General features: G+C 63.7%; 26 protein-coding genes and 1 pseudogene. 10 read left to right on the forward strand and 17 right to left on the reverse strand.

From position 1 onward, the window contains the following. Positions 1-119: 119 nt before the first annotated feature. The 5 genes from BJY26_RS02490 to BJY26_RS02510 all read right to left on the reverse strand — a co-directional run bounded on the left by BJY26_RS02490 (position 120) and on the right by BJY26_RS02510 (position 5,250). Positions 120-770, reverse strand: a complete 651-nt coding sequence (locus tag BJY26_RS02490; RefSeq protein ID WP_179425375.1) for a nucleotide exchange factor GrpE — start codon at positions 768-770, stop codon at positions 120-122. After that, the gene (dnaK, locus tag BJY26_RS02495; protein ID WP_179425377.1) at positions 770-2,644 is read right to left on the reverse strand and encodes a molecular chaperone DnaK; all 1,875 of its coding nucleotides are present in this window, start codon (positions 2,642-2,644) and stop codon (positions 770-772) included. Before dnaK ends, BJY26_RS02490 begins: the two co-directional genes overlap by 1 nt. 160 nt (positions 2,645-2,804) lie before the next feature. Continuing rightward, entirely contained in the window at positions 2,805-3,086 is a 282-nt protein-coding gene (locus tag BJY26_RS02500) for a hypothetical protein (RefSeq protein ID WP_179425379.1), read from the reverse strand. Positions 3,087-3,286: 200 nt separating this feature from the next. Continuing rightward, the gene (locus BJY26_RS02505; protein WP_179425381.1) at positions 3,287-4,186 is read right to left on the reverse strand and encodes a LysR family transcriptional regulator; all 900 of its coding nucleotides are present in this window, start codon (positions 4,184-4,186) and stop codon (positions 3,287-3,289) included. Between the two features lie 41 nt (positions 4,187-4,227). Then, entirely contained in the window at positions 4,228-5,250 is a 1,023-nt protein-coding gene (locus tag BJY26_RS02510) for an alcohol dehydrogenase catalytic domain-containing protein (RefSeq protein WP_179425383.1), read from the reverse strand. A 320-nt stretch (positions 5,251-5,570) separates the two neighbouring features. Between BJY26_RS02510 and BJY26_RS02515 the strand changes: the two genes are divergently transcribed. Next, positions 5,571-6,872, forward strand: a complete 1,302-nt coding sequence (locus BJY26_RS02515; protein ID WP_237248818.1) for an MFS transporter — start codon at positions 5,571-5,573, stop codon at positions 6,870-6,872. 48 nt (positions 6,873-6,920) lie between these two features. Then, positions 6,921-7,445 (forward strand): carboxymuconolactone decarboxylase family protein, encoded by a 525-nt coding sequence (locus tag BJY26_RS02520; protein ID WP_179425385.1) that lies wholly within the window; start codon positions 6,921-6,923, stop codon positions 7,443-7,445. A gap of 56 nt (positions 7,446-7,501) precedes the next feature. On the opposite strand, the gene BJY26_RS02525 is transcribed toward BJY26_RS02520, so the two are convergent. Then, positions 7,502-8,674: a glycoside hydrolase family 3 N-terminal domain-containing protein gene (locus BJY26_RS02525; RefSeq protein WP_179425387.1), complete on the reverse strand. Its 1,173-nt coding sequence runs from the start codon at positions 8,672-8,674 to the stop codon at positions 7,502-7,504. Positions 8,675-8,731: 57 nt separating this feature from the next. Further along, positions 8,732-9,124 (reverse strand): DUF4232 domain-containing protein, encoded by a 393-nt coding sequence (locus tag BJY26_RS02530; protein WP_179425389.1) that lies wholly within the window; start codon positions 9,122-9,124, stop codon positions 8,732-8,734. A 4-nt stretch (positions 9,125-9,128) separates the two neighbouring features. On the opposite strand from BJY26_RS02530, the gene BJY26_RS02535 reads away from it, so the two are divergent. Further along, positions 9,129-9,596 carry a hypothetical protein gene (locus tag BJY26_RS02535; RefSeq protein ID WP_179425391.1) on the forward strand — a complete coding sequence of 156 codons (468 nt, stop codon included), beginning with the start codon at positions 9,129-9,131 and terminating at the stop codon, positions 9,594-9,596. Between the two features lie 16 nt (positions 9,597-9,612). On the opposite strand, the gene BJY26_RS19485 is transcribed toward BJY26_RS02535, so the two are convergent. The 5 genes and pseudogenes from BJY26_RS19485 to arsB all read right to left on the reverse strand — a co-directional run bounded on the left by BJY26_RS19485 (position 9,613) and on the right by arsB (position 14,411). Then, entirely contained in the window at positions 9,613-10,878 is a 1,266-nt protein-coding gene (locus BJY26_RS19485) for a HAMP domain-containing sensor histidine kinase (protein ID WP_179425393.1), read from the reverse strand. Between the two features lie 2 nt (positions 10,879-10,880). Then, positions 10,881-11,603, reverse strand: a complete 723-nt coding sequence (locus BJY26_RS02545) for a response regulator (protein WP_308191221.1) — start codon at positions 11,601-11,603, stop codon at positions 10,881-10,883. Positions 11,604-11,611: 8 nt separating this feature from the next. Next, positions 11,612-12,037 carry an NAD(+)--rifampin ADP-ribosyltransferase gene (arr, locus tag BJY26_RS19675; RefSeq protein WP_372465332.1) on the reverse strand — a complete coding sequence of 142 codons (426 nt, stop codon included), beginning with the start codon at positions 12,035-12,037 and terminating at the stop codon, positions 11,612-11,614. A 369-nt stretch (positions 12,038-12,406) separates the two neighbouring features. Beyond that, positions 12,407-13,312: pseudogene (locus BJY26_RS19680) on the reverse strand (NAD(P)-binding domain-containing protein); the annotation flags it as partial. After that, complete coding sequence (gene arsB / locus BJY26_RS02555; RefSeq protein WP_218852220.1) at positions 13,305-14,411, reverse strand: ACR3 family arsenite efflux transporter; 1,107 nt, start codon at positions 14,409-14,411, stop codon at positions 13,305-13,307. The pseudogene BJY26_RS19680 and the gene arsB, both read right to left, overlap by 8 nt. Positions 14,412-14,500: 89 nt before the next feature. On the opposite strand from arsB, the gene BJY26_RS02560 reads away from it, so the two are divergent. Next, positions 14,501-14,881, forward strand: coding sequence for an ArsR/SmtB family transcription factor (locus tag BJY26_RS02560; protein WP_179425397.1), 381 nt, complete (start codon positions 14,501-14,503; stop codon positions 14,879-14,881). Positions 14,882-14,909: 28 nt separating this feature from the next. Here BJY26_RS02560 and BJY26_RS02565 read toward each other — a convergent pair whose 3' ends face one another. Genes BJY26_RS02565 through BJY26_RS02575 form a run of 3 tightly spaced genes read right to left on the reverse strand, consistent with a single transcriptional unit; the run spans position 14,910 to position 16,981 of the window. After that, entirely contained in the window at positions 14,910-15,926 is a 1,017-nt protein-coding gene (locus BJY26_RS02565; RefSeq protein WP_218852222.1) for an NADPH:quinone reductase, read from the reverse strand. A 40-nt stretch (positions 15,927-15,966) separates the two neighbouring features. Then, positions 15,967-16,410: a YkvA family protein gene (locus BJY26_RS02570; protein WP_179425399.1), complete on the reverse strand. Its 444-nt coding sequence runs from the start codon at positions 16,408-16,410 to the stop codon at positions 15,967-15,969. Positions 16,411-16,414: 4 nt separating this feature from the next. Beyond that, the gene (locus BJY26_RS02575; protein WP_179425401.1) at positions 16,415-16,981 is read right to left on the reverse strand and encodes a Chromate resistance protein ChrB; all 567 of its coding nucleotides are present in this window, start codon (positions 16,979-16,981) and stop codon (positions 16,415-16,417) included. Positions 16,982-17,151: 170 nt separating this feature from the next. On the opposite strand from BJY26_RS02575, the gene BJY26_RS02580 reads away from it, so the two are divergent. From BJY26_RS02580 to BJY26_RS02605, 6 genes are all read left to right on the forward strand, one after another. Next, the gene (locus BJY26_RS02580) at positions 17,152-17,703 is read left to right on the forward strand and encodes a hypothetical protein (RefSeq protein ID WP_179425403.1); all 552 of its coding nucleotides are present in this window, start codon (positions 17,152-17,154) and stop codon (positions 17,701-17,703) included. A gap of 196 nt (positions 17,704-17,899) precedes the next feature. Further along, on the forward strand, positions 17,900-18,802 hold the full coding sequence (gene thpD, locus BJY26_RS02585; RefSeq protein ID WP_179425405.1) for an ectoine hydroxylase: 903 nt from the start codon (positions 17,900-17,902) through the stop codon (positions 18,800-18,802). A gap of 98 nt (positions 18,803-18,900) precedes the next feature. Continuing rightward, positions 18,901-19,950 (forward strand): aldo/keto reductase, encoded by a 1,050-nt coding sequence (locus BJY26_RS02590; protein ID WP_179425407.1) that lies wholly within the window; start codon positions 18,901-18,903, stop codon positions 19,948-19,950. 19 nt (positions 19,951-19,969) lie between these two features. Next, positions 19,970-20,680 (forward strand): ASCH domain-containing protein, encoded by a 711-nt coding sequence (locus BJY26_RS02595; protein WP_179425409.1) that lies wholly within the window; start codon positions 19,970-19,972, stop codon positions 20,678-20,680. A 140-nt stretch (positions 20,681-20,820) separates the two neighbouring features. Beyond that, positions 20,821-21,735: a sulfite exporter TauE/SafE family protein gene (locus tag BJY26_RS02600; RefSeq protein ID WP_179425411.1), complete on the forward strand. Its 915-nt coding sequence runs from the start codon at positions 20,821-20,823 to the stop codon at positions 21,733-21,735. A gap of 67 nt (positions 21,736-21,802) precedes the next feature. Continuing rightward, a complete protein-coding gene (locus tag BJY26_RS02605) occupies positions 21,803-22,261 on the forward strand; it encodes an RrF2 family transcriptional regulator (protein ID WP_179425412.1) in 459 nt (152 codons plus the stop codon). A gap of 116 nt (positions 22,262-22,377) precedes the next feature. Here BJY26_RS02605 and BJY26_RS02610 read toward each other — a convergent pair whose 3' ends face one another. Continuing rightward, the gene (locus tag BJY26_RS02610; protein ID WP_179425413.1) at positions 22,378-23,184 is read right to left on the reverse strand and encodes an amino acid ABC transporter permease; all 807 of its coding nucleotides are present in this window, start codon (positions 23,182-23,184) and stop codon (positions 22,378-22,380) included. After that, positions 23,181-23,813, reverse strand: coding sequence for an amino acid ABC transporter permease (locus BJY26_RS02615; RefSeq protein WP_179425414.1), 633 nt, complete (start codon positions 23,811-23,813; stop codon positions 23,181-23,183). The genes BJY26_RS02610 and BJY26_RS02615 overlap by 4 nt, the downstream gene beginning before the upstream one ends. Positions 23,814-23,815 lie beyond the last annotated feature (2 nt).

Genomic DNA, 23,815 nt, shown 5'->3' on the forward strand with positions numbered 1-23,815 from the left:
GCGCCTCCTTCCTTCAATCTTCGTATTCAGTTGGTCTCTCATTCAATTGTGTGCCCTGAGAGTGACAAGTCGGCCGGTCACGGCGTGCGTGTTGAAACGGCGCCGCGACCGGCCGCCCGTCATTCGGGTTGCGCCACGGATACCCGGGCGGCTCGCAGTACTCGCTCGCCGACCTTGTAACCGGGCTGGAGCACCTGGTCGACGGTGTCGGTTTCGACCTCGGCGTCCGTGTGCTGCATCAGCGCTTCGTGCACCGTGGGATCGAATTCCTCACCCTTGGCGCCGAATTGGGTAATACCCACTTTTTCCAACGCAGCGTACAGCTTCGTGGCATGCGCTTCGAACGGCCCGGTCAAGTCGCCGTGCTGGCGAGCCAGTTCGACTTCGTCGAGTACCGGCATGAGCACGTTCGCCACGCTTGTCACGCCCGCTTCCTGTGCCAGCGGCCGGTCGCGGTCAACCCGCTTCTTGTAGTTGACGAATTCGGCCTGCAAACGCTGAAGGTCATCAAGCCGGTCCGCGGCGAGCTTGGCGTTCTCGTCCTCGATTTCGGTGCCTTCGGCCGGAGCCGGAGTATCATCCAACGACGAGATGTCGTCAGGCACGTCTAGCCCGGCGTCCGCCGCGGGCTCCGGCCCGGCGGCTGCGGGCTCCCGCAGCTCGCCGGTTTCCGGATTGATACGGCGCTTGTCGCGAACGACCGGCTCCTCGCCGTCGAACTCCCGCTCCGGGTTATTCTCGCCCGAATTGGCGTTCGGATCGCTCGTCATTACTTCTTCTCCTCGTCCTCATCGACAACCTCGGCATCGACGACGTCTTCATCCGCGTTGGAAGAGCTCTCCGATGCGCCGTCACCGGCGGTGCCGTCGGCACCTTCGGCGCCCGCCGCGCTCTGCTGCGCGGCATACACCGCTTCGCCGATCTTCTGCTGGCTGGCGGTGAGCTTGTCGAAAGCCGACTTCACCGCGTCCTGGTCATCGCCTTCCAGCGCCTTCTTCAAAGCGTCGACGTCGGCCTGAACGTCGGTCTTGATGTCGTCCGGCAGCTTGTCGCCGTTGTCCTTGAGCATCTTGTCCGTGGAGTAGGCAAGCTGTTCGGCGTTGTTGCGAGTTTCGGCCTCTTCGCGGCGCTGCTTGTCTTCTTCGGCGTGCTCTTCGGCTTCGCGGACCATCCGGTCGATGTCCTCCTTCGGCAGAGCGGATCCGCCGGTGATGGTCATCGACTGCTCGGTGCCGGTGCCCTTGTCCTTAGCGGACACGTGCACGATGCCGTTGGCGTCGATATCGAAGGTCACCTCGACCTGCGGCACTCCGCGCGGAGCCGGGGCGATGCCGGTCAGCTCAAATGTGCCCAGCGGCTTGTTATCGCGGGTGAATTCGCGCTCACCCTGGAACACCTGGATCGACACGGACGGCTGATTGTCATCGGCCGTCGTGAACGTTTCGCTGCGCTTGGTCGGGATAGCCGTGTTGCGCTCGATGAGCTTGGTCATCACGCCGCCCTTGGTCTCCAGACCGAGGGAAAGCGGGGTGACGTCGATGAGCAGCACGTCCTTGCGGTCGCCCTTGAGAACGCCGGCCTGCACGGCAGCGCCGACGGCGACGACCTCATCCGGGTTGACGCCCTTGTTGGGCTCCTTGCCACCGGTGAGTTCGGTGACGACCTCGCTGACGGCGGGCATACGCGTCGAGCCGCCGACCAGAATGACGTGATCGATATCGGACACCTTGACGCCGGCGTCGCTCATGACGGCGTGGAACGGCTTCTTGGTCCGGTCCAGCAGATCCGACGTCATGTCCTGGAACTTCGCGCGGGACAGCGACTCGTCCAAATGGACGGGGCCGTCTTCCGTCACGGAGAGGTACTGCAGCGAAATGTTCGTGGACGTCGCCGACGACAGTTCCTTCTTGGCCTGCTCGGCGGCTTCCTTCAGACGCTGCATGGCGCGCTTGTCCTTGGACAAGTCGACACCCGATCCCTTGGCGCGCTCGACCAACCAGTCGACGATGCGCTGATCCCAGTCGTCGCCGCCCAGCCTGTTGTCGCCGGAGGTGGCGCGGACCTGAATTGTCGAGAACTCGTCCTCATCCTTGCCGACTTCCAGCAGCGAGACGTCGAACGTGCCGCCGCCGAGGTCGAAGACCAGGATGAGTTCGTCTTCCTTGCCCTTTTCCAAGCCGTAAGCCAAAGCTGCGGCGGTGGGCTCGTTGATGATGCGCAGCACGTTGAGGCCGGCGATTTCGCCGGCTTCCTTGGTGGACTGGCGCTCGGCGTCATTGAAGTAGGCCGGAACCGTGACGACCGCGTCGGTCACGTCCTCGCCGAGGTACGATTCGGCGTCCGTCTTCAGCTTTTGCAGAATACGTGCGGAAATTTCCTGCGCCGTGAACTTCTTGTCATCGACCTCGACCGACCAGTCGGTGCCCATGTGGCGCTTGACGCTGGCGATCGTGCGATCGACGTTGGTGACCGCCTGACGTTTGGCGATTTCGCCGACGAGCGATTCGCCGGACTTGGCGAAAGCGACGACGGACGGGGTGGTCCGACTTCCTTCCGCGTTGGCGATGACGACGGGTTCGCCGCCTTCGAGGACCGATACCACCGAGTTGGTGGTTCCCAGGTCAATTCCTACTGCACGTCCCATGTGATTCCTCCCTGAGGGGTTCGATTGAGCTTCCTGCACTCAAGTCTGCACCAGTTCGCCAGATTGTCAAAATCCGGCTGATCAAACTTGCGTCTGTATGACTCAACTCATGGGAGGGGCGTTTTGTTCCCGGCGGCGGCGCGCCGGGAACCGCCACCGATCAGGCGACGTCGTAGATTCGGATCTCCGGATCGGCCTGGAGCAAGGGCAAGAGCTCGCGTACGACGTCGTTGGTGAAAAGCTCGCTGGACAGGTACGCCTGAGCATTGTCGCAGGTGTCGAATCCGTGCAGTACTTGCACGTCCTCTGCGCGAATCAGGAGGTCCTTGCTCGTCGCTCCCGCGATGTTCTCGAGGAACGGGTCGCGGTATTTCTGATACACGGCCGCAGCCGCCTCTCGGTTCTTGTCTTCTACCTGCAAGGTGATCTGGAGGAATGCCATGTCTGGCCGCCTTTCGTTTGTCGTACTACTGGTCGGGTGGCAGCGCCGGCTGAGTCGCCGGGTCCCATGCGCGAGCGCTGGTTGTTTTCCGACTCTAGGCAGGCGTCTTCCCGTACGGTAGGTCCGCGATGGGCATAGGGATATACCCGTTGGTTATAGCGTGCACGCGGTCACGAATGCATTTTCGATACCAAGCCCGACTACACCGCTGCCATTTGTTCGACGAGTTCGCGGACTTGGGGCGCGGTGGTCGCGGTCGGGTTCCAAACGGCTTCGTAAAAGATCTCCACCGTCAATCCCTCGTCGTCGGTCATATACCGATGCGGAGATTCCGGAGAGGAAAGCTTCGATTCCGGCAGCAGGGCCGCCCCAAGTCCCAGCTGGGCCCAGTCCTCCAATACCCGGTAGCCGGAAGCCGCACCGGAATACTCGTGCAGGGGCAGCCCATTGTCCGCGAACAAGTCGCGGGTGAACTTCGTCAGCCCGCAGGTATCGGGCACGAGGATCATTTCGTGGCCGGTGATTTCCGGAAGCGGGATAGTTGCGTCGTCGTCCGACCGCGGCGCGGTCGGTTCGATGTACACCATCCTTTCCGAATCCACCACACGGTGCTCGAATCGGCCCAGCGGCTCGACCGAGGGGACAACCATCACGTCGATCTCGCCGCTGACGAGCGCACTTCGCAGGTAGGCTAAATCGGCCTCCCGAAGCACGAGCTGTTTTGACCAGCCGCCGGATTCGGCCGCCTTTGCCGCTTCATACGCGCGGCCGACCAGCGCCGAATTGATCAGAGGGGAAACTCCCACCCGCAAAACATCGTCGGCTGACGGACGCCATCGGTTCATCTCGATCGTGATGCCGTCGACGGCGTCCAGCGCACTTTCGATGCGGGGCAAGATGGCCTCGCCGAAGTCCGTGAGCGTAACGCCGCGCGGCGACCGAGCAAAGAGCTCGTTACCCAGATACTCTTCCAGCTTGGCAACACCGTTCGACAGCGCCGGCTGGGTCACTCCATACGCGCGGGCAGCAGCGCTGAATGACCCGCATTCCGCTACCTCCCGGACATACCGGAACGCTTCCAGGTTCATTCGATCCGCCATAACAACAGCTTATTACTGCGCTCAAGCGGGCGCCTGCGCCATCAGCCGGCGAGCGCAGGTTCATCGGTGAGCACGTTCCGGTATCGCACAGTCCCTTCGCGTAGCCGAGCAATCGCGTCGGCCGCGTCGTCCAAGGCGTACACCCGAGTCACGGGACGTATGCCGGTGACAAGAGCGAAACGCATAGCCTCTTCGATGTCGCGCGGAGACCCGGTGAGCTGGCCGGTGATTTTCACTCCCATCCCCATCAATTTGCTCACCGGAATACTGACGGCTGACGGGTCCGACCCGATAAAGGTGATTTGGCCATACACGCGCAGCCCCGCCAGCAGGCTTTCCCCGACGGCAGCACTCGGTGCGGTATTGAGAATCAGATCTGCTCCTCCGGCAGCACGCAAGGCCTCGCCCGGATCTTCGGTGCCGGTGTCGATGAAGTGGTGCGCGCCCAGCGACAAGACATCGCCTTCACGGTCCGCTCCGCGTGCCATCGCGATGACCTCGTACCCCATTTTGGCCGCGAACTGTACGGCCAAGTGCCCAAGGCCGCCCACCCCAAGCACGGCGACGCGCCGTCCGACAGGCAGGTGTGCCCAGCGCACGGCGTTGAAAGTTGTCACTCCGGCGCATCCCATGGGGGCCGCCTGCGTGAAGCTCAGCTCGTCGGGGATGGAAAACAGCGCGGCGGCCGGCACGATGACCATGTCGGCCCATCCGCCCGGATAAGAAATACCGGGAGTACGGCGCTGTGCGCAGTGCACGACGTCCCCGCTTCGGCAAAAATCGCACTCTCCGCAGCTTCCGCCGAACCAGCCCACGCCTACCCGGCCGCCCGGTCGCCACCCTTGAACGCCGGGTCCGATCGCATCGACAACGCCCGCAATTTCATGCCCCGGCGTGAGCACGGAGTCGGGGTCGGCGCCGTCAATAGTCTGAATATCGTTACCGCACATCCCGCAGGCCATGACACGCACGCGGACTTCGCCGGGGCCCGGGTCCGGCACGTCGACGGCTTCCCGTCGAATCTGCGATGCGCCCCCGCGGATTCTGATTGCCGATCCCTTCATACGCGGTGCGCCCCGCTTCTGTGATTGCCCATGCTTCCAGCTTAGGAGTCCGGCGACCCACGTGCCGAGAGTGAGCACAATTCCAGCGATAAGCAGTTGTTATGGGCTGGAGATATCGCCGACCGCGAAGCCGACGACTAGCCGTCCGGAGAGCCACGAGGACGTCCAACCGCAAAGGCTATAACGTTCCGTTATGCCTGCGTGCGCGCAGCGCGGTGGAATCGGCCGATTCGCCAACATAAAGTCGGTTGGCGTCCCGCGCACTTCGGCGCGCCGATCGAAGCAGATGGAGAAAGACACCCGTGCACCAGGCAGAGCGGTTGAGGAAACTCACTGACGAGCGCAATGCGCTGACGACGCATCGGGTGCAGCGGCGGACGCTGACGGTTTTGGCCGTCAGTCAGGTCGTCGGCACTGTCGGAGTCGGCATCGCACCGTCCATTGGCGTGCTTTTGGCCGGGCAGGTCACGCACAGCGAAGCGTGGGCGGGGCTTGCCCGCACGGCAAGCACGCTGGGGGCCGCGATCTTCGGGCTGCCGCTCGGGGCCCTGGCCCAGAGATTCGGACGCCGAAGCGCTTTGTCGGTCGGCTGGTGGACTGCCGCCCTCGGATCCATCGTGTTGGTCGCCGCCGCCCAATGGAGCCTGGTCGTGCCGCTCTTCGGCGGCCTGTTGCTGATCGGGGCGGGGTCTGCAGTGTCATTGCAATCCCGATTCGCCGCGACCGACATGGCGCAGCCGCATCACAAGGCCCGGGCGCTTGCCTTAGTGGTCTGGATTGGAACGATCGGCAATGTTCTGGGGCCCAATCTCGGCGTGCCCGGGGAGCTTGTGCACGCGGCGACGGGACTGACCGTTTTCGCCGCAGCGTTCTTGATCGCGGGGATCTGCCTGGCGCTCGCCGGCTGTCTCATCTTCGGGCTGTTGCGACCCGACCCGCTGCTGGAATTGCACAAGGCCGCATCGGCTCCAACGGCGAACATCCCGGCGTCCGAGAATTCGGCTATCGGTCGGCGGCGCGGCAGCGGAATGCGAATCGTTTTTTCCGAGCTGTCGGGCAATCGCCCGGCTGCGCTCGCCCTTGTCGCGATCCTGACGGCACAGGTCGTGATGGTCTCGATGATGACCATGGCGCCTGTCCACGTCACCGATATCGGCGGATCGGTCACTATCGTGGGAATGACGATCAGCCTGCACATTGCGGGAATGTACGGGCTCTCACCCGTCGTGGGCGTGATGGCGGACCGCTTGGGTCACAAGTTGACGATGGGGGTGGGCCTGGTGATCTTTCTTACCTCGCTCGTGAGCGGGATACTGTTCGCTCACGATCGCATGTGGATCGCCGTATCGCTGATCCTGTTGGGGCTGGGCTGGTCATTCGTCAATGTCACGGGCTCTGCTTTGTTCAGCGGCGTCATTTCGGCGCAGTCCAGAGCGTCGGCGCAAGGAAGCTCGGACGCAATGGCGAATCTGCTCGGCGCCACTGCTGCGTTCATCGCCGGGCCGCTGCTGGCCGCCACCAATTACACAATTCTGTCTCTGTGCGCGATCGTCGTGATGGTGCCGCTGGCGATACTGCTGCTCATCACCCGCACCGCGCGGTCGGCGCGCTGCGCCGTCTAATGGCCGCTCGAGGCCGAAAACCGTCATCGCAGAAGCAAAGGAGAACTCATGAGTACCGTACGTGTCACGCCGTGGAGTGAAGAGGACTTCCCCGCTCCGCCTGCTGATCTTCTGGCCGGGATGCAGGGGCGCAGACCAAATGGCGAACTCATCGGTATCGACCGCGTGCTGTTACGCAGCGCGCCGTTGGCGACGGGATGGAACGGCTTGCTGGGCCGCGTTCGTGCCGAGTTCGTCCTCGACCTGGAACTTCGTGAATTGATCATGCTCCGCGTTGCCGCACTCAACGGTGCCGACTTCGAATGGGGCGTGCACTACCCCGCTTACTTGGACGCCGGCGGCACCGATGAAAAGAGCGAGGCGTTGAAGCAATCGGAGATCGCCGAGCTGTTCAACGAAAAGGAACACGCGCTGCTGACTCTCACCGATCAGTCCACGAGGCAGGTCCGAGTTGACGCGGCCGTCGTCGAAAATCTGAAGGACCTTTTCGGCGAGCAGCAAACCGTCGAGGCCGTCGCGACGGTAGCCGCCTACAACATGGTTTCGCGTTTTTTGGTTGCCCTAGCTATCTGACTGCCGGCGCACTCGCCTGAATCGAGGTCACCGCCGCGGTGATCCGACGCAGGCGATCACGGGTCCAGGCCGGCGCGGTGCTTGGCGGCCAGCACCTTTAACGCCGACGTGTTGATCTTGGACCGGAAGTGCGGGCGCATCTTCGCCCGGTGGATCAACGCTGCCGTCATCGGCTTTGCCTGGCTCGGTTTCGCCGTGAGGATCATGTTGCCGCCGGCCTTGATGAAATCAACTGCCCGCTCACCCGGCGACCACTTGGCCACTTGCTTGGCCCTGCCGAGGTCGTCGCTGATCTCTACGCCCGTGAAGTTCAGGTCTTCTCGCAACATCGTGTGCATGATCGTGTACGAGAACACACCGGGATGCTTTTTATCGATCTTGTTGTAGTAGGCGCTGGAGATCATCACGAATTGCGCGCCGGCCTTCACGCCCACCTCGAACGGCTTCACGGTGGAGCCGTGCCGCGTGGTCACGCGATCGCGGACGCCGGACGATGTGTCGGTATTGCGCCGCACGCGTCCAAGGCCCGGGAAGTGTTTGATGGCGACCTGTTCGCCGGCCGCGCGCATGCCGTTGGCGAACGCCGTGCCCTTCATCGCGACCTTGTGCGGCGGATGCCCGAATTCGCGGTGATAATAGCCGATCGGCTTGTTCTTCCGGTTCAGGTGTTTGCTGACGGTGTCCATCACCGGAGCGAGGTTGAGGTTGACGCCTGCCCGACGCAACTGGCTTCCCCACGTCTTGGCATGCGACTTGATCGTGAAGTTGTACCAGGTGCCTTGATGGAGTGCCGTGGGCATATCGCTGAACCCCTTGCCCTGGAGGACTTGCACCTCACCCCCTTCTTGATCGACGGCGATATACATCGGTGAGTTTGCCGTCGCAGCCTTGGTGGCGAGTTTTTGTATATTCCGCGCACCGTGTTTGTGCGCGGCGATGCTGTGCCTGTCGCGCCCTTCCAAGTAGATCGAACCGGCGTGATATTTCGTCACCGCCTTCTTCGCCGCATTGGAAAGGTGGCCGGCCGGCGTGCCGACCATGAGCAGTTGTCCAACCCGCTGAGCGAGCGTCATCTTCTCCAGTTCTGCCCGTGGACCCGGTGCACGTGCCGCCGAGCGGGCGCTGACGAGGCCGGGGCGCGTCGCCACGGCCGGTGCGGCACCGATGCCGCCGGCAACGATGGGGACTGTGAGTACTAAAGCAAGCAATCCATGATGAGCTGACAACATTCTTCTCCCTTGCCGATCTTTGTCTCCGGAAAATTCCGCACCGCCTCGCGTGAGCGATCAGTGCGAGCGGCCGACGGCGGACACGCTCATCTGCGGACCCGATTCCAGGGAGCGCTGGCAGGCTTCGACCTTGAACGGTACGTACACCGAGGTGCGCGAGCCGGGCGGGTAGACCCGCAAACCGTCGGCGGTCGTCGGCGCGCATTCCTTCGCGTCGTAGTTACCGGCCTCACCGATCCGGACCAATGCCGTGGTGGTGCCGCCCGGCTTGAGCACCACCCGCTTGGTGGAGCTCGACATCCGCTGCGCCGGATCTCCGAGTTGGGTGCCGTTGCCCTTGCCGACGAACGACACTCCGGGGTGCCCGTCGAGAACACAGGCGGACGACGCTTCGTTTCGGAAGGTCAACAAGATGTAGCGGCTGCCGGCGGTACCGCCGCCTTCAGGCACCCGGGTGCCGACATTGAGACGGTTCGAGCGACATCTGCTCGTCGATCCGTGCCGCGACGACGGGGACGCGGGCGCACTGGACGACGCGCCCGGGTCGGTCGTGGAGCGATCCGAGGTATCGGGGGAGGTCGCGGACGGGCTCGGCGCGCTCGGACTTGGCGCGGACGAGATGGACGCGTCCGGACTGGACGGCGACGGGCTGGACGTCGCGGTGGCACCGGGCGACGGCAGGTTCACCGACGAAGGGCCGCTGCTCCCCTGCGAAGTCTTGAGGCCGTTGGCGCTGCATCCGACCAGCATGACGGTCAGGAGGACGGCGCCGAGCGTCGCCAACGGCATGGACGATCGCATGGATCGCCGGCTTTCGGGCTTGGGTGTATTTGTCATCATGCCGACAACGGTAGCGACGCCAAATCTCGGGTGCCGCACGGTCGATTCACGGTCGGATCTCAATTGCTTGTGCAGTTCGTGACCCGGCTGTGAGGTGGTTACCGATTTGCCGGCTCGGCCCCGTCGTCCGGAAGCAGCAGTGCTATTCGAGCGCCCCCGTCGGGATGGTTGCTGAACGAGAGCGACGCGCCCAGCACTTCGGCCTGTCCGGCGGCGATCACGAGTCCCAGACCGTTGCCGTCCGCCCCGCCGTGGCGGGCGCTCCGGAACCGTCTGGGGCCCTCCGACAAGATCGTCTCGTCGAATCCGGGACCGTGATCGCGCACCACGACCGTCCGATTCCGCACGGCGACTTCGACCGGTGAACGGCCGTGCAAAACGGCGTTGCGGATCAAATTGCTCACTATTCGTTCGAGGCGGCGCGGATCGGTGAAGACCGTCCCGCTGTCGTCGGCACCGACAGTGACGGCACCGTCGGGGTATTCGCCCGAGGCTTCGCCCCGGGCGACGATGTGCTCGACCGTCTCGCCCAGTTCGATTTGTTCAAACTCGGCCTTCTCGGCGCCCCTGTCCAGGCGGGACACCTCGAGAAGGTCCTCGACCAGGCGGCGTAGCGCTTCCGAACGGTCCCGGACCAGCTGTGCCGGGCGCGAGTCGTCGAGCAAAGCGGCAGCCGTCATCAGGCCGGTCACGGGCGTGCGCAAGTCGTGGGCGACGTCGGCGCTGAACCGTTGTTCCGCGTTGAGCCTGGAGGCGAGCCGATCGGCCAGAGTGTCGACGGCGTCCGCGAGATCTCCTACCTCGTCGCGACGGCGGCCCACCACCCGCCGCAACGAGATCGGGTCGCCGCCGGCCGCCATGCCGCGGGCCGTGCGGGCCGCCACCCGGAGACGGCGCGCCAGCTGGTTGGCTGAAAGTGCCCCCACTAACATCGCCAGCAACACCGTGATGCCGCCGGCAACGATGAGCGCACGATCGACTGCCCGCACGTCGCCGTCCACCGCTTTGAAAGTCCGCTTGGTGCTCAGCACCGTGTCGCCGGCACGCCCGGCCGCCCACACGGTTCGCACCCGTTGTCCGCGTACCAAGGTTCCGTGCGCGCCGTCCCGACGAACCGCCGCACGCAGCTCATCGGGCAGCGCGCCGTCATCGGCTTTCGCGTCAAAGCTCAGTAGCCCCGTCGATTGGTAGATCTCGACGGCGGCCTCGATCCGCCCGGCCGCGGCCGCACGCGCATCGGAGACCCTATTGGCCACGACCAGATAGTGGACCGCGGCGCCGAGCACGACGACTGCCGCCAGCACGATCACCGCGATGGTGACGGCAATTCGAACGCGAAGACCCGTGCGAACCCGAGCTGCCACGATCAGCGAGCCAGCTTGTAGCCAAAGCCGCGGACCGTCTCGATGCGCTCTGCTCCGATCTTGGCGCGCAATCGTTGGACGTGCACTGTCACGACGTGACTGTCGTCGGCCCACTCGTCGTACTCCCAGACTCGGGAGAGCAACGTACGCGACGAGACAACAGCACCGTGAGCGTCGACCAGCTCGAGGAAGAGCCGCATCTCGGTCGGAGTCAACGCCAGAAGCCGCCCGTCCCGGCGCACTTGCAATGCCGCCCGATCCAACGTCACGTCGCCAAATGTTTCGGTGACGGCCGCGCCGGCGGCGGACTCCGGTTCCGGAGGTTCGGCACGACGGAGCACGCTGCGCAGCCTGGCCAGCAGCACCTGGATGTCGAACGGCTTCGTGACGTAGTCGTCGGCGCCGGCCTCGAGCCCGCTCACGATGTCGATCGCGTCAGTACGCGCCGAAATCAGCACGTACGGAGTGTTTGCGCGTTCGCGGACGCGGCGGCAGAGCGTCACGCCGTCCATGCCCGGAAGCATGATGTCGCTGAGCACCAGGTCGAACGGCTTGCCGTGCGGCGCACGGTACGCCTCCCACGCGTCCAGCCCGTCGACGACCCAGGTGACGTCGTACCTGTGCCGCTCCAAGTTGAGTTTGGTTGCCTCGCCGATCACGAGATCGTCCTCTACCAGCAACAGGCGGGGTGATTCCTCAGTCTCCATCGATTCCAGGATAGTCACAGCCTCGATCAATCGAAGATGACCGCGCGGCCTTGGCGCTTCAAATCCTCAAGTCCTTCTCGCATGGTTTTCAGCTGCTCCGGCGAGTGGCCGGTCCAGTTTTGCAGTTCGCCGACAATCTTGACGGGCCGGCGAGTGCGGTACGACCGAGTCGGGTTGCCGGGGAACTTTTTGTCCGTGACGTTCGGATCGTCTTCGACTGTGCCAAGCGGTTCCACGATGTAAATCCGGCCCCGCCCGTCGCCTACGGCAAGTTCGGCGCCCCAAGTTGCGGCATCCAGGGTGGCCGTCACGTACACGTTGTTCGCCGTTCGGCCCTCTTCAAAATTCGAAGCGTGCCCGGGTACCAATAGGTCGCCCACGGCAAGGTCGGCTTTGGTCCCGTGCAGCAGCACGCCCAACTCGTAGATCTCGAACGGTTTCGGCTCGCGCATGCGTCTCCCGATAGATTCGACCCCGGAACCGCCGCAGACACCGGTCTCCGGGAGCGTGAGTTCCACATGCGCGGCAGCATCGTGGTCGCCGTCGATTTCCGCGGCTATCGACCTGACTTGTTCAAAGCCCGTCATGGCCAGGAACGATGTCGCCCGTCCATAGCTCTTCATCCCTGCCATGTAGAACCCGGGCTCGGGCTGGGCGAGTTCGCGGGCGCCGTGCGGGTAGACGGTTCCACAGGAGTGCACGTTCGGATCGATCAATGGCGCCAGCTGTCGCGGCGCTTGCAAGATCGGATCCAAGTCCAGCCGGACTTCGGTCAGCATGGAAAGGTCCGGACGGAACCCGGTCACCGCCACAATCTCGTTGACACCCTCGACGGTTTGGCCGTCGAACGACTCTAACCGCAGTTTGCCGTCCGGGCCCTCGGCCACGCCCTGGGTGCGGAACCCCGTCAGTGTTCGTACTCGGGACGACTCGACGGCCGCATGGGCGCGTTCACCCAGGGCGCCCCGCGCGGCCAGTTGGTCGTTCTCGCCGCCACCAAATGCGTTCGACGTACTAGGCCGGCGCACTAGCCACGTCACGGTGGTCTCTGGATCGTCTTCGGCAAGCTGAGCAAGTGCGACGAGGACCGTCTTCGCCGACGCCCCCGTCCCGGCAACGGCAACGTGTTTGCCGGCGTACCGGGCGCGAATCGTGGGGTCGGCCAGGTCTGGAACGCGATACGTGATCCGCCTCGCGTGGAGCGACTCGCGCGCCGCGGGCAGTCCATCGGCGCCAAGCGGGTTCGGCGAATCCCAGGTGCCGGACACGTCGATCACTGCTCGAGCGGCTATGCGGTCCACACCCGCTCCGGTAGCAACATGGACCGTGAATGGTTCGCTTTCGCGCCCGGCATCGACCACCAAATCTCGGCCTTGCCTGGCAACACCCGTCACCCGGGCGCCATAGCGGACGTGGTCACCCAGCACGTCGGCCAGCGGTTGCAGATAGTGGGACACCCACTCCGCTCCGGTCGGATAGCCGTCGGGGTCCGGGGCCGTCCAGCCGGTCGGCGCGAGTAGTTTCTCCGCTTCCGGGTCGATGAGCTGTGACCACGGCGAGAACAATCGAATATGACCCCACTGGCGAACGCCGGTGCCGGCCGTGGGCCCGGCTTCGACCACCAGAGGTTCCAGTCCGCGATTGATCAAGTTCGCCGCGGCCGCCAAGCCGATGGGGCCGGCGCCGATCACGACGACCGGGAGTGCTTGCCCGGCGGATTCAGACATGTTGTTTCTCCTTCGCGTCTGTCGGAAAGAAGCGGCGTCCGGCCCAGAGTGCAACGTAGACGAGCGCGACCAGCACCGGGACCTCGATCAGGGGGCCGACGACGCCGGCGAGTGCCTGGCCCGAGGTGATGCCGAACGTGCCGATGGCCACCGCAATGGCGAGTTCGAAATTGTTGCCTGCCGCGGTGAACGCCAGCGTGGCAGTCTTTGCGTATCCGAGTCGCAGCCGGTGGCCGAGCACCATGCCGATCGTAAAAGTGAGAGCGAAATACGCGAGCAACGGCACGGCGATGCGCGCGACGTCCAGCGGATTGCTGATGATGGCGTCACCTTGCAGCGCGAACAGCAGCACGATCGTGAAGAGCAGGCCATAGAGCGCCCACGGGCCGAGCCTTGGCAGGAACTTCGATTCGTACCAGTCGCGACCTTTCGCGCGTTCGCCGATCTGCCTCGTCACGAACCCGGCGATCAGTGGGATTCCGAGAAAGACGAGAACGCTCGTGGTGATGGCGATGATCGAGAAGTTGGCGCTCGTCGTCGGCAAGCCGAGCCAGCCCGGCAGCGTCTGGAGGTAGAACCAGCCCAGAGCGGCGAACGCAAGGACTTGGAAGACCGAGTTGATTGCCACGAGCACCGCTGCGGCTTCGCGATCGCCACAGGCTAGGTCGTTCCAGATGAGGACCATCGCGATGCACCGGGCCAAGCCGACGATGACCAGACCCGTCCGATATTCGGGCAGGTCCGGAAGCAACAGCCACGCCAGGGCGAACATCAGTGCCGGCCCCACCAGCCAGTTCATCACCAGGGAGGCCACCAAAAGTTTGCGGTCGCCGCCGATACGAGAGGTTTCGCTGTAACGAACCTTTGCCAGCACCGGGTACATCATGACCAGCAGTCCGATCGCGATCGGAACCGATACCGAGCCGATCGTGAACGAGTCGAGTCCATCGGTGAATCCCGGCCATGCCCGGCCGATGAGCAGACCGGCAGCCATTGCCGTCACAATCCAGACCGGCAGGTACCGGTCGAGCCGCGACAAATGGCCGATCACCGCTTCCGCGGCGCCGTTCGGCGCTGCTGTTTCGTCTTGCTGTGGCATGACACCTTCCGGAACGTATCGATCATCGTCTATGCATCAACAGTGCTCGACACATCGACGACTGTCAATACGTATGACAGAATGAGGACATGACCGCCACATCGCCCGCCACACGCAACGAGATCGGCGTTTGCTGCTCGCGTGTCACCGCCGGGGCGCTCGACATCGCCGCGGCGGAACGCCTGGCGCACGTCTTCAAGGCATTGAGCGACCCGACCCGGGTGCGTCTGCTATCGCTCATCTCGGCAGCACCCACCGGCGAAGCCTGCATTTGCGATCTCACGGCACCTGTCGCGCTGTCCCAGCCGACAGTCTCGCACCACATGAAACTGCTGACGGACGCCGGGCTCGTCACGCGCGAGCAGCGCGGGAAATGGGCTTATTATCGAATTGTCGACGCCGCCCTGAGCGCCGTGAGTAATACTCTCGACCCCAGCAAGGCACCGTTTCGAGAACCCACGGACCCCTGACAACACGACGTCCTGACATCCGTCGGCGTCACGGCAGGACGAGGATCCGCCCGTACACTGCTCCGTTTTGCAAATCCTCGTGAGCCCGAGCAGCATCGGCCAAGTGATAGGTCGCGCCGACTCGTGCCGGCAACCGGCCGGCCGCGAGCATCCGGTTGATGGCTTTTGCGGCATCGGCGAGGTCGGATATCGACGCATTGCTGATGGCGAAGCCCCGCAAGCTCGCGTCCTTGGTATAGAGATCGCCGATCGGAACGACCGGGTCGGCGCCCTGCAGACCCGACATCGCTATCACGCGCCCGCCCATCGCCAGCAGCGGCACCGTGGACCGTAAGTCGTTGCGGCCGCTCGTGTCCCACCAAACGTCCACCCCTCGGGGCGCCGTCGCTCGAACCCGGTCCGAGAAATCCGCCCGCTCGTAATCGATTGTCGCGTCGGCACCGCACGCGGCGCACCACTCCTCATCGCGCGGAGCGCAGGTGGCAACGACGCGAGCTCCCCGGGCGGCGGCCATTTGCACGACGGCACTGCCAACGGCGCCGCCTGCGTGATGCACGACGATCGTCTCCCCCGCCCGAAGACCCGCTTCACGGGACAGGCCGACATGAGCAGTTGCCGCCGCGTGCAGGATCACTGCAGCCGTCGCGGGTTCGACGCCTTCGGGCAGCCGATACGCCCGATCGACCGGAACTATCGAATACTCGGCAAACGCCCCTTGACGACCGTCGTGCCCGAGACTGTTGCACCACACGCGGTCCCCGATTCGCACGTGTGCAGCTCCGGGGCCCGCTGCGGCAACAGTGCCGACCAGATCGCGGCCTATCACGAAGGGGAACGGCGTGCTCGTTTGATAGGCGCCCGACCGGACGAACAGATCCACGTGGTTGACTTCGCTGGCTTCCATCTTCACCAGCAAATCCGTGGGCCCCGGCGTCGGAACGGGGAGCCTGCCGACCTCGATCGCATCGGCGGGGCCGTTCCCCTCGATGAATGCCGCCCGCATCGTGTCCGGGATACTTTTCATGTCCTGATCGATTGTGCTCACGCACCACTCTTTATCACGGTCGTTGCCCGATCGACGGGTTTCATTCGCCCGGGCCGGGGTCATCGGACGCGGACGCCGGAAGTCCCGCCAGCCGCTCGATGACCGCCAGGCCCGCCGCCGTGCCTGGCCAGTTCCGTCGTAACGGTTCGCCGCCGGCGTCCCGAATCAATGCCCGCAGACCCCACGCAAGTACCAGGACATCGTCCGCGTAGCCCAGCAATGGGATGAAGTCGGGAACCAAATCGATCGGCAAGGCGAGATACGCAAGTATCAACGCCAGCTTGATCCGCGCGCGGACGGGCACCCGTCGGTCGACGACGAGGCGGCGGATGACGCGAATGAGGTCCGGGAGCAGGCGTAGCGCGTCCCGCATGGTGACGGTGCCGGGGTTATGGCGGGCGTAACTCCACAGCGCCAGGAGGAACACTGCGTAAAGGAGCACGCTCCCGCAGAGGACGCTGACGAGGAGCCCTGGCCAATTCATGGGTTCAGTCCCCTGCGGCGCGTGCGGCGCTCGGGCGACCGCTCCCGGCGTGCAGGCCGGCGTACACGCTGTCGGCATAGTCGTCGAAATGGCGACCGCAACGGTGAAAATGGATCTCGGCGTCTGCGGCTTCAGGCAGTTCCAACGCGTCGCGCTTTTTCAGGTCGTGATACCAACGCCGTAACCTGTCGAGGCTTTGTTCTTTCTCCTCGAGCTCGGCAAGGGTGAACTTGCCATTGCGCGTTCCCTTGTCGAGTCCGGCCTCGAATTTCGAACAATCGCGCTCGAATTCCGCCCACTCGTCAATCCGCAACGACCGAAACGCCTCGTCAAGCGTCTCGCTCCCGGGGGACGTCGCACCGTTCGCCGACACGACGAGAACATCTCCGGCCCCTCGTCGGGCCAGGTCGTCCACCCGCTGAATGGCGTCGACGAAATACGGAGTGTCGGGCACCGTCCATACGCCTTGCGACAACGGCGCCGCGCCAATTTTGCGTAGCTGGCGCCAGACCGCCACCCGGTCGCGGGAGGCGACACCCGCCAGCCGAACGATCATCACCAACCAGTCCACGAATCCAGTTTATCGCTGCAACGCCTCAAGATGTAATAACTACTACATTTTTGACTGTGCCGGCCGCCGGCTCATCGATCGACGAATATTCTCTCGGGTTCGGCTACTCGGCTTCCTCCGGCCCTCACTCGAGTAAACTGGTAGGCGAGTCCGCTTAAGAGGGGCACGTCATGACGGTATTGGAAGCCGGGTTCTTCGATCGGAAACGATCTGTGCCGCTACCTGCCGGACGGCCCAAATTTCCGAACTGGACGGCCTTATTGGCGATCGGCCCCGTCATAGTGACCGGTGGCGAATACCCGTTCATCGAGAATGCGCATGCCGACGGATACACGTTCCCGCTCGAAGCACGGCGTCCGGCCCTTTTCGACGGCGCGCTTGTCGACCGGTGGCTCGACAGCGAGGAAGGGGCGGCGTGCTCGGCGCTCCGCCATGCGTGGGGGTCGAGGCTGTCGCCGGAATGTAAATTTCAGGCACGCGCCATGCTCGAGCACTGGAACGATTGCGATTGTATGGAAATCTACGGTCGTCATCGCCTGGGGCGCGCCAAAGCGTCCCGCCCGACTCTTGCGTATGAGCCGGTGGATTGCGGTGAATGGGCGGTCGCGTGCTGCCGCGACTGCCTCCGCCCGTTCTTGTGGTATTTTCCCACAATTGACGAAACCCCTTCGAAATCGTGGCCGTTTTTCGATATGCGGTGGGAGCCCGCATCGTCGAAATAAGCTCGGCCTCGGCGCCTCCGGCGACGCACTGCCGAGTTGACTGTAGAAATACATCGGGTAGGAGTTGAAGAGTCGGGGCTGCGATCGACGAATCGCAAGCCACCGCCTGTCGGGCCCATCTCAACCCCCGCGGGGCGCCATTGTCGGGTGCCCACGCAGGTGCTGGGCCATCGCAATAATCACGAGGAGGATAAAAGTGACTGAGACTGTTACCCAAATCGAGGATGCATACCCCACCCGGTCGGTCGACCGGCCGAATGTGATCGACCGTCCCGATCCGACGGTTTGGGGAAGCGGCCGCGAAGGTCCGCTTGATTCGGCCACGGTGCGGCATTACAACGACAACGGCTACCTCACGATCGACCAATTGGTGACGCCAGCCGAGCTTCAGGAAATGAAAGACGAGCTCGAGCGGCTGTCGGAAGATCCCGTCGTCCGCGCCGACGAGCGCACGATTGTCGAGCCGGCTTCGCAGGGCGTTCGGTCGATCTTCGAAATTCACAACACCAGCGAGGTATTCAAGAAGATCGCCCACGATCCGCGAGTAGTGAACCGAGCCCGTCAACTGCTCGGGTCGGATGTGTACATCCACCAGAGCCGCGTGAACTTCAAGCCGGGATTCGAAGGCAAGGAGTTCTCCTGGCACTCGGATTTCGAGACGTGGCATGCCGAAGACGGGATGCCTCGCACGCGTGCCGTCAGCATTTCCATTTCACTCACGCGGAACTATTCGTTCAACGGTCCGCTGATGATCATGCCGGGGTCGCACACGAAGTTCGTTCAGTGCGTCGGCAAGACGCCCGAGGACAATTACAAGCAGTCGCTGCAGATGCAGGGGCCGGGAACCCCGGACAAGAAGACGCTTGAAGGTTTTGCCGACAAGTACGGCATCGATGTGCTCGAGGGCGAAGCCGGCGGGGCGATCATGTTCGACTCGAACTGCATGCACGCGTCGAACAGCAACATCACGCCGTTCGCCCGCTCGAACGTGTTCATCGTGTACAACAGCGTGGAGAACGCCTGCGGCGAACCGTTCGCCGCGCCGAAGGCCCGTCCGGAATTCGCCGGATCGCGGGACTTCACCCCGGCCGGCCAGTAGCCGGCGCCCTTCCCACCGAGAGTGGAGTTGTTGTTGCATTTCGTATCGGAAAAGCGACAACAGCTCCACTCTCGGCCGGAGGCTTGTAGATTGAAGACATGGAATATCGCAGCCTTGGACGCACCGGAATGCAAGTCAGCCCGCTTTGCCTCGGGGCGATGATGTTCGGTGCGTGGGGCGAGCCCGACCACGACAAATCGACGGCGATCATCCACCACGCGCTGGACGCCGGCATCAACTTCATCGACACGGCGGACGTGTATTCGCAGGGCGAGTCCGAAGAGATCGTCGGAAAAGCCCTCGCCGACGGAAAGCGCGACGACGTCATCCTGGCAACGAAGTTCCACGGCCCCATGGAAGACGCCGACGGCAATCGGGGTGTCAATCGCGCCGGCAATTCGCGCAGGTGGATCATCCGTGAGGTGGAGAACAGTTTGCGCCGACTTCGCACCGACTGGATCGACCTCTACCAGGTGCATCGCCCGGAACGCGGCACGGACGACGAAGAGACTCTGTCCGCGCTGACCGACCTGCGCACGCAGGGCAAGATCCGCGCCTTTGGCTCTTCAACGCACCCGGCCCACAAAATCGTCGAGGCCCAGTGGACTGCCGAGAGGCGGGCCCTCGGACACTTTTCAACCGAGCAGCCACCATATTCGATACTGGTGCGCGGAGCCGAAGCCGAAGTGCTTCCGGTCACGCAGAAGTACGGCATGGGTGTTCTGTCGTGGAGCCCGTTGGCCGGCGGTTGGCTCTCCGGGCGATTCCGGAAAGGGCGGGACGTCCCCGACAGCAAGCGCGCTCAGCGCATGCCGGCGCGTTACGACCTGTCCGATCCGGGCAATCAGCGCAAGCTGGACGCAACCGAGGATCTCGCGGTGCTGGCCGAGCAATCCGGCTTGTCACTCATTCACCTGGCCTTGGCCTTCGTCATGGCGCACCCCGCCGTGACGGCTCCCATTATCGGACCACGGACGATGGAGCAGCTCGACTCCCAACTGGGCGCGCTCGACGCCACCCTCACCGACGACGTCCTCGATCGCATTGACGAGATCGTTCCGCCCGGCGTCACTCTGGCCGACGCCGACAAGGGATTCACGCCGGCGCCGCTGACCGATCCGTTCTTGCGACGGCGCCGCACCGTTTAACCGCAGGTAGCATGAACACATGCTCAGCGCACTCGAAAAGCAGCTGGTCGACGCGGCCGTCGACGTTGCCCGGTCGCTGCCCGGCGGAGATATCCACACTGTTGCTGCAGCAGCGATGGATACCGAGGGGGTCATCCACACCGGGGTCAACGTCTTTCATTTCACCGGCGGTCCGTGCGCCGAAATGGTCGCCATCGCGTCGGCCGCCGAGGCCGGAGCCGGGCCCCTCGTGGCAATGGTCGCCGTCGGTGACCGCACCCGCGGAGTCATCGCTCCATGCGGGCGGTGCCGTCAATTCATGCTCGACCTGCACCCCGACATCCATGTCGTAGTCCCGTCGGACGGCGACCTGGCAGTCCACCCGATCCGCGACCTCCTTCCGTTCGCGTATCGAGCCACGAGCTACGCAACCGGACCGCGCGTCGTGCATTTTGCGTCGCGTTATTTTCAGGACGTCGCCTCCGGGCGCAAGACTGTCACAGTGCGTCGAGATGACCCGATTCAACCGGGCCCCGTCATTTTCGTCTTCGACGACGGTGACGGGCTGCGACGCCTGGACGGCATCATCGACACGGTCCGGTCGACGACCGCCGGCGAGCTCACGCCCGAGGATGCCCGCGGCGAAGACCTCCCCGATCCCGCATCGCTGCGCGCTCGCCTTCTGGATCATTATCCCGACTTGTCCGACGAGGATTCGGTCCAGGTGGCCGAGTTCCATCTCGGACACTGATTCTCGTTTAAGTCGAGTAATTTAGTTGACTTACTGAATTTGTCGACCTAGGCTTTCAAACACTAGTAATTTACTCAACATACGAAACTATCGCGCGCCGGGTGCTCCGACGCCCGGTTCCCAAACGAAAGCATCCGGCCATGCGCAACTTTCTCGTTCTCGGCATCGTTGGTTTGATCGCTCAATTGATCGACGGCTCGCTCGGGATGGCGTTCGGCGTCACCTCGTCGACGCTCCTCCTCGCGGCGGGTATCGCGCCGGCGGCCGCCTCCGCCGCAGTGCATTTCTCCGAACTCGGCACGACACTGGTATCGGGCTTCTCTCACTACAAGCTCGGCAACGTCGATTGGCGAACGGTCGCCATCATGGCCGTCCCCGGCGGCGTCGGCGCGTATTTCGGTGCCACGTTCTTATCGAGCCTTCCCGGCGATGTGGTCAAGCCGTGGGTCGCCGCTCTGCTCCTCGCCCTCGGAATTTACGTCATCTGGCGGTTCCTCGTCCTCGGCGGACGACGTCCGCAGTTCCGTGGCAAGCTCTCAGCCTTTTTCCTTGCCCCGCTTGGCGTGGTCGCCGGTTTGATGGATGCCATCGGGGGCGGCGGATGGGGCCCGGTCGGCACGACGTCCCTGCTTTCATCGGGCCGGCTCGAACCACGCAAGGTGGTCGGCTCGATCGATACCTCCGAGTTCGTCGTCTCGATTGGCGGTTCGCTCGGATTTTTGGTCGGCCTCGGCACTCAAGGCGTGAACTTCGGCTTTGCCGCGGCGCTGCTTGTCGGCGGCGTGATCGCGGCCCCCATTGCGGCTTGGCTTGTCAAACGTCTGCCGGCACGCGTTCTCGGCGTCGGCGCAGGCGGCCTCATCGTGCTGACCAACACGCAAACGATCGTGACGTCGCTCGGCGGCGCCACGGTCGCGGTTCTGACGGCGACGAGCGTGGTCTTCGTGGCCTGGATGGTCGCGCTGGGCGTCGTGATCAGTGGGGCGCGCCGGTTGAAGGCTCTGGACGACGAGAGCGCTCGCCTCGAAGCCGCAACCGACACGGTGGCGCATTAACCTCGCGTACTCGGAGGATCGATTGCACGCCGGGCCGCAATCTCTACTGTTATGAGAGACTTTCGGCATGCGAGTCTCCGCGAAGTCCGACTATGCGCTCCGCGCCGTCATCGAGTTGGCTGCCGCGCCCGACGGATCGGCGATCAGTGCCGAGCAGCTGAGTCAGTTGCAAGAAATTCCGCACGGATTCCTGCAGGCGATCCTGGCCGACCTGCGCCGCGACGGGATACTCGTCAGCCAGCGCGGTCAGGCCGGCGGTTGGCGGCTGGCCAAAGCGGCGTCCGACGTCAGCGTTGCCGATATCATCCGTGCCATCGACGGGCCGTTGGTCAGCGTGTACGGACTTCGCCCGGAAGCCGTCACCTACAACGACTCGGCGGCTTCCTTGCAGCATGTATGGATCGCGGCACGCAGCAGCCTTCGCGACATCTTCGAAGAAGTCACGGTACGGGACTTGGCTGATCACCGGCTTCCCGATCAAGTGGCGTCCCGGCTCGACGACCAAGAGGCCTGGCGGCCGCACTAATCACTCCCCCCCCCTTTCCCACCGCAAAACGCCCCGCGCCGTATAGCCCGCCCCGTCATGACTGCGCGTTCCCGACGCCGCGGCGCGTTTTGTGGCGAAGACGGTGCAGGCCGGCGTCAGCTTGGCACGCGGCGCTGTCGATCATCGACCACTCGCGCAAGTTTGGCCAGTGACGCATTGATGACGACATAGATGAACGCGATCACGACATATGTCTGCAACAGCACGTGGAACGCCTCCGCGTAGATCTTCCCTTGCTGCAGCAGTTCCGTGTACGAGACGACATAGCCGAGGGTGGTGCCCTTGAAGAGGTAAATCATCTGGCTGACCAGGGAGGGAAGGACATGGCGCACCGCCTGCGGCACCAGGACGTACCTCATGGCTTGGCCGCGCGTGAGCCCGATGGCGTATGCGGCCTCGCTTTGACCGAACTCGAGTGCGTTGATCCCCGACCGGAAGATCTCGGCCAAGGCCGCACTGTTCGTGAAGACGAGCGGAATCGCCAACTGCCAGAAGAGGCTGATCCGGATGCCGTAATTCGGCAACAGCAGCACGAAGACGTAAATGAGCAAGAGGACCGGGATGGCCCGCATGACCTCGATATACACGGTGGCGACGGCGCGCTGAGTTCGATGTGTGGACATTCGTGCAGCCGCGGCGATTATTGCTATCGGTAGCGCGATGAGGCCTGCTGCAAATGCGGCTTTCAAGGTGTTGAGCAGGCCTTCGCCGAGGAACTTCAGCGCCGTGCGTTCGATGAACAGATGCCACTGCTCCGGCTGCATCTGATCATTCCGCGCGAGTTGCACAAGCATGGCCGCAATCACCGCGACGATACCGATCACGCTGATGATCGACCAGATGATTGTTCGACGGCGCGCCTTCGGGCCGGGCACGTCGAAGAGGAGACGCTCGCTGGTCATCGTCGGATCGCCACCTTTTTGTCGAGGCGTCCCGCTAAGAAGCCGACGACCAGGGTGAGTGCGAAATACGCCGCACCGTCACCGATGAACAGCACTATCACGTGCGACGATTGGGAACTGAGGATATTGGCGACGCCGGTCAGCTCGACGACGCCGACTGCCGCGGCAAGCGACGAGTTCAACACAGTGGCGATCGCGATGTTGCCGAGCGGTTGCACCACCGATCGGAGTGCCTGCGGCACTATGACGTGTCCGAGGACTCCTTTCGTGGGCAGTCCGATGGCACGTGCCGCTTCGGCCTGGCCGAGAGGAATCGAGTTGATTCCCGACCTCACCGCTTCGCACACGTACGACGCCTCATAGATGCCGAGACCGATGATCGCGCTGTTTTCGATAGTGAATTTGACGCCGGCTTCGGGCAACGCGAAGACGATCAAGATGAGCAGCACCAGAAGCGGTATGTTGCGCACGACTTCGACGTAGAACGTGCCAACCGCCCGCAAGGGCGGTATCGCGCTAACCCGGCACAGTGCCACGATCGTGCCCAGGATGAGCGCCATCGCAAATGCGAACGCGCTGATCCTGATAGTCAGCCCGAAAGCACCGGCGAAATCGGCAAGATACGTCACCC

The sequence above is a fragment of the Spelaeicoccus albus genome, from assembly GCF_013409065.1.
Lineage (GTDB): Bacteria > Actinomycetota > Actinomycetes > Actinomycetales > Brevibacteriaceae > Spelaeicoccus > Spelaeicoccus albus.

What these genes read in the sequence shown, in the direction of transcription:
- BJY26_RS02490 (WP_179425375.1), bottom strand. Translation starts at nt 770, where the DNA reads ATGACGAGCGATCCGAACGCCAATTCGGGCGAGAATAACCCGGAGCGG.
- dnaK (WP_179425377.1), bottom strand. Translation starts at nt 2,644, where the DNA reads ATGGGACGTGCAGTAGGAATTGACCTGGGAACCACCAACTCGGTGGTA.
- BJY26_RS02500 (WP_179425379.1), bottom strand. Translation starts at nt 3,086, where the DNA reads ATGGCATTCCTCCAGATCACCTTGCAGGTAGAAGACAAGAACCGAGAG.
- BJY26_RS02505 (WP_179425381.1), bottom strand. Translation starts at nt 4,186, where the DNA reads ATGGCGGATCGAATGAACCTGGAAGCGTTCCGGTATGTCCGGGAGGTA.
- BJY26_RS02510 (WP_179425383.1), bottom strand. Translation starts at nt 5,250, where the DNA reads ATGAAGGGATCGGCAATCAGAATCCGCGGGGGCGCATCGCAGATTCGA.
- BJY26_RS02520 (WP_179425385.1), top strand. Translation starts at nt 6,921, where the DNA reads ATGAGTACCGTACGTGTCACGCCGTGGAGTGAAGAGGACTTCCCCGCT.
- BJY26_RS02525 (WP_179425387.1), bottom strand. Translation starts at nt 8,674, where the DNA reads ATGTTGTCAGCTCATCATGGATTGCTTGCTTTAGTACTCACAGTCCCC.
- arr (WP_372465332.1), bottom strand. Translation starts at nt 12,037, where the DNA reads ATGCGCGAGCCGAAACCGTTCGAGATCTACGAGTTGGGCGTGCTGCTG.
- arsB (WP_218852220.1), bottom strand. Translation starts at nt 14,411, where the DNA reads ATGCCACAGCAAGACGAAACAGCAGCGCCGAACGGCGCCGCGGAAGCG.
- BJY26_RS02560 (WP_179425397.1), top strand. Translation starts at nt 14,501, where the DNA reads ATGACCGCCACATCGCCCGCCACACGCAACGAGATCGGCGTTTGCTGC.
- BJY26_RS02570 (WP_179425399.1), bottom strand. Translation starts at nt 16,410, where the DNA reads ATGAATTGGCCAGGGCTCCTCGTCAGCGTCCTCTGCGGGAGCGTGCTC.
- BJY26_RS02580 (WP_179425403.1), top strand. Translation starts at nt 17,152, where the DNA reads ATGACGGTATTGGAAGCCGGGTTCTTCGATCGGAAACGATCTGTGCCG.
- BJY26_RS02590 (WP_179425407.1), top strand. Translation starts at nt 18,901, where the DNA reads ATGGAATATCGCAGCCTTGGACGCACCGGAATGCAAGTCAGCCCGCTT.
- BJY26_RS02595 (WP_179425409.1), top strand. Translation starts at nt 19,970, where the DNA reads ATGCTCAGCGCACTCGAAAAGCAGCTGGTCGACGCGGCCGTCGACGTT.
- BJY26_RS02600 (WP_179425411.1), top strand. Translation starts at nt 20,821, where the DNA reads ATGCGCAACTTTCTCGTTCTCGGCATCGTTGGTTTGATCGCTCAATTG.
- BJY26_RS02605 (WP_179425412.1), top strand. Translation starts at nt 21,803, where the DNA reads ATGCGAGTCTCCGCGAAGTCCGACTATGCGCTCCGCGCCGTCATCGAG.
- BJY26_RS02610 (WP_179425413.1), bottom strand. Translation starts at nt 23,184, where the DNA reads ATGACCAGCGAGCGTCTCCTCTTCGACGTGCCCGGCCCGAAGGCGCGC.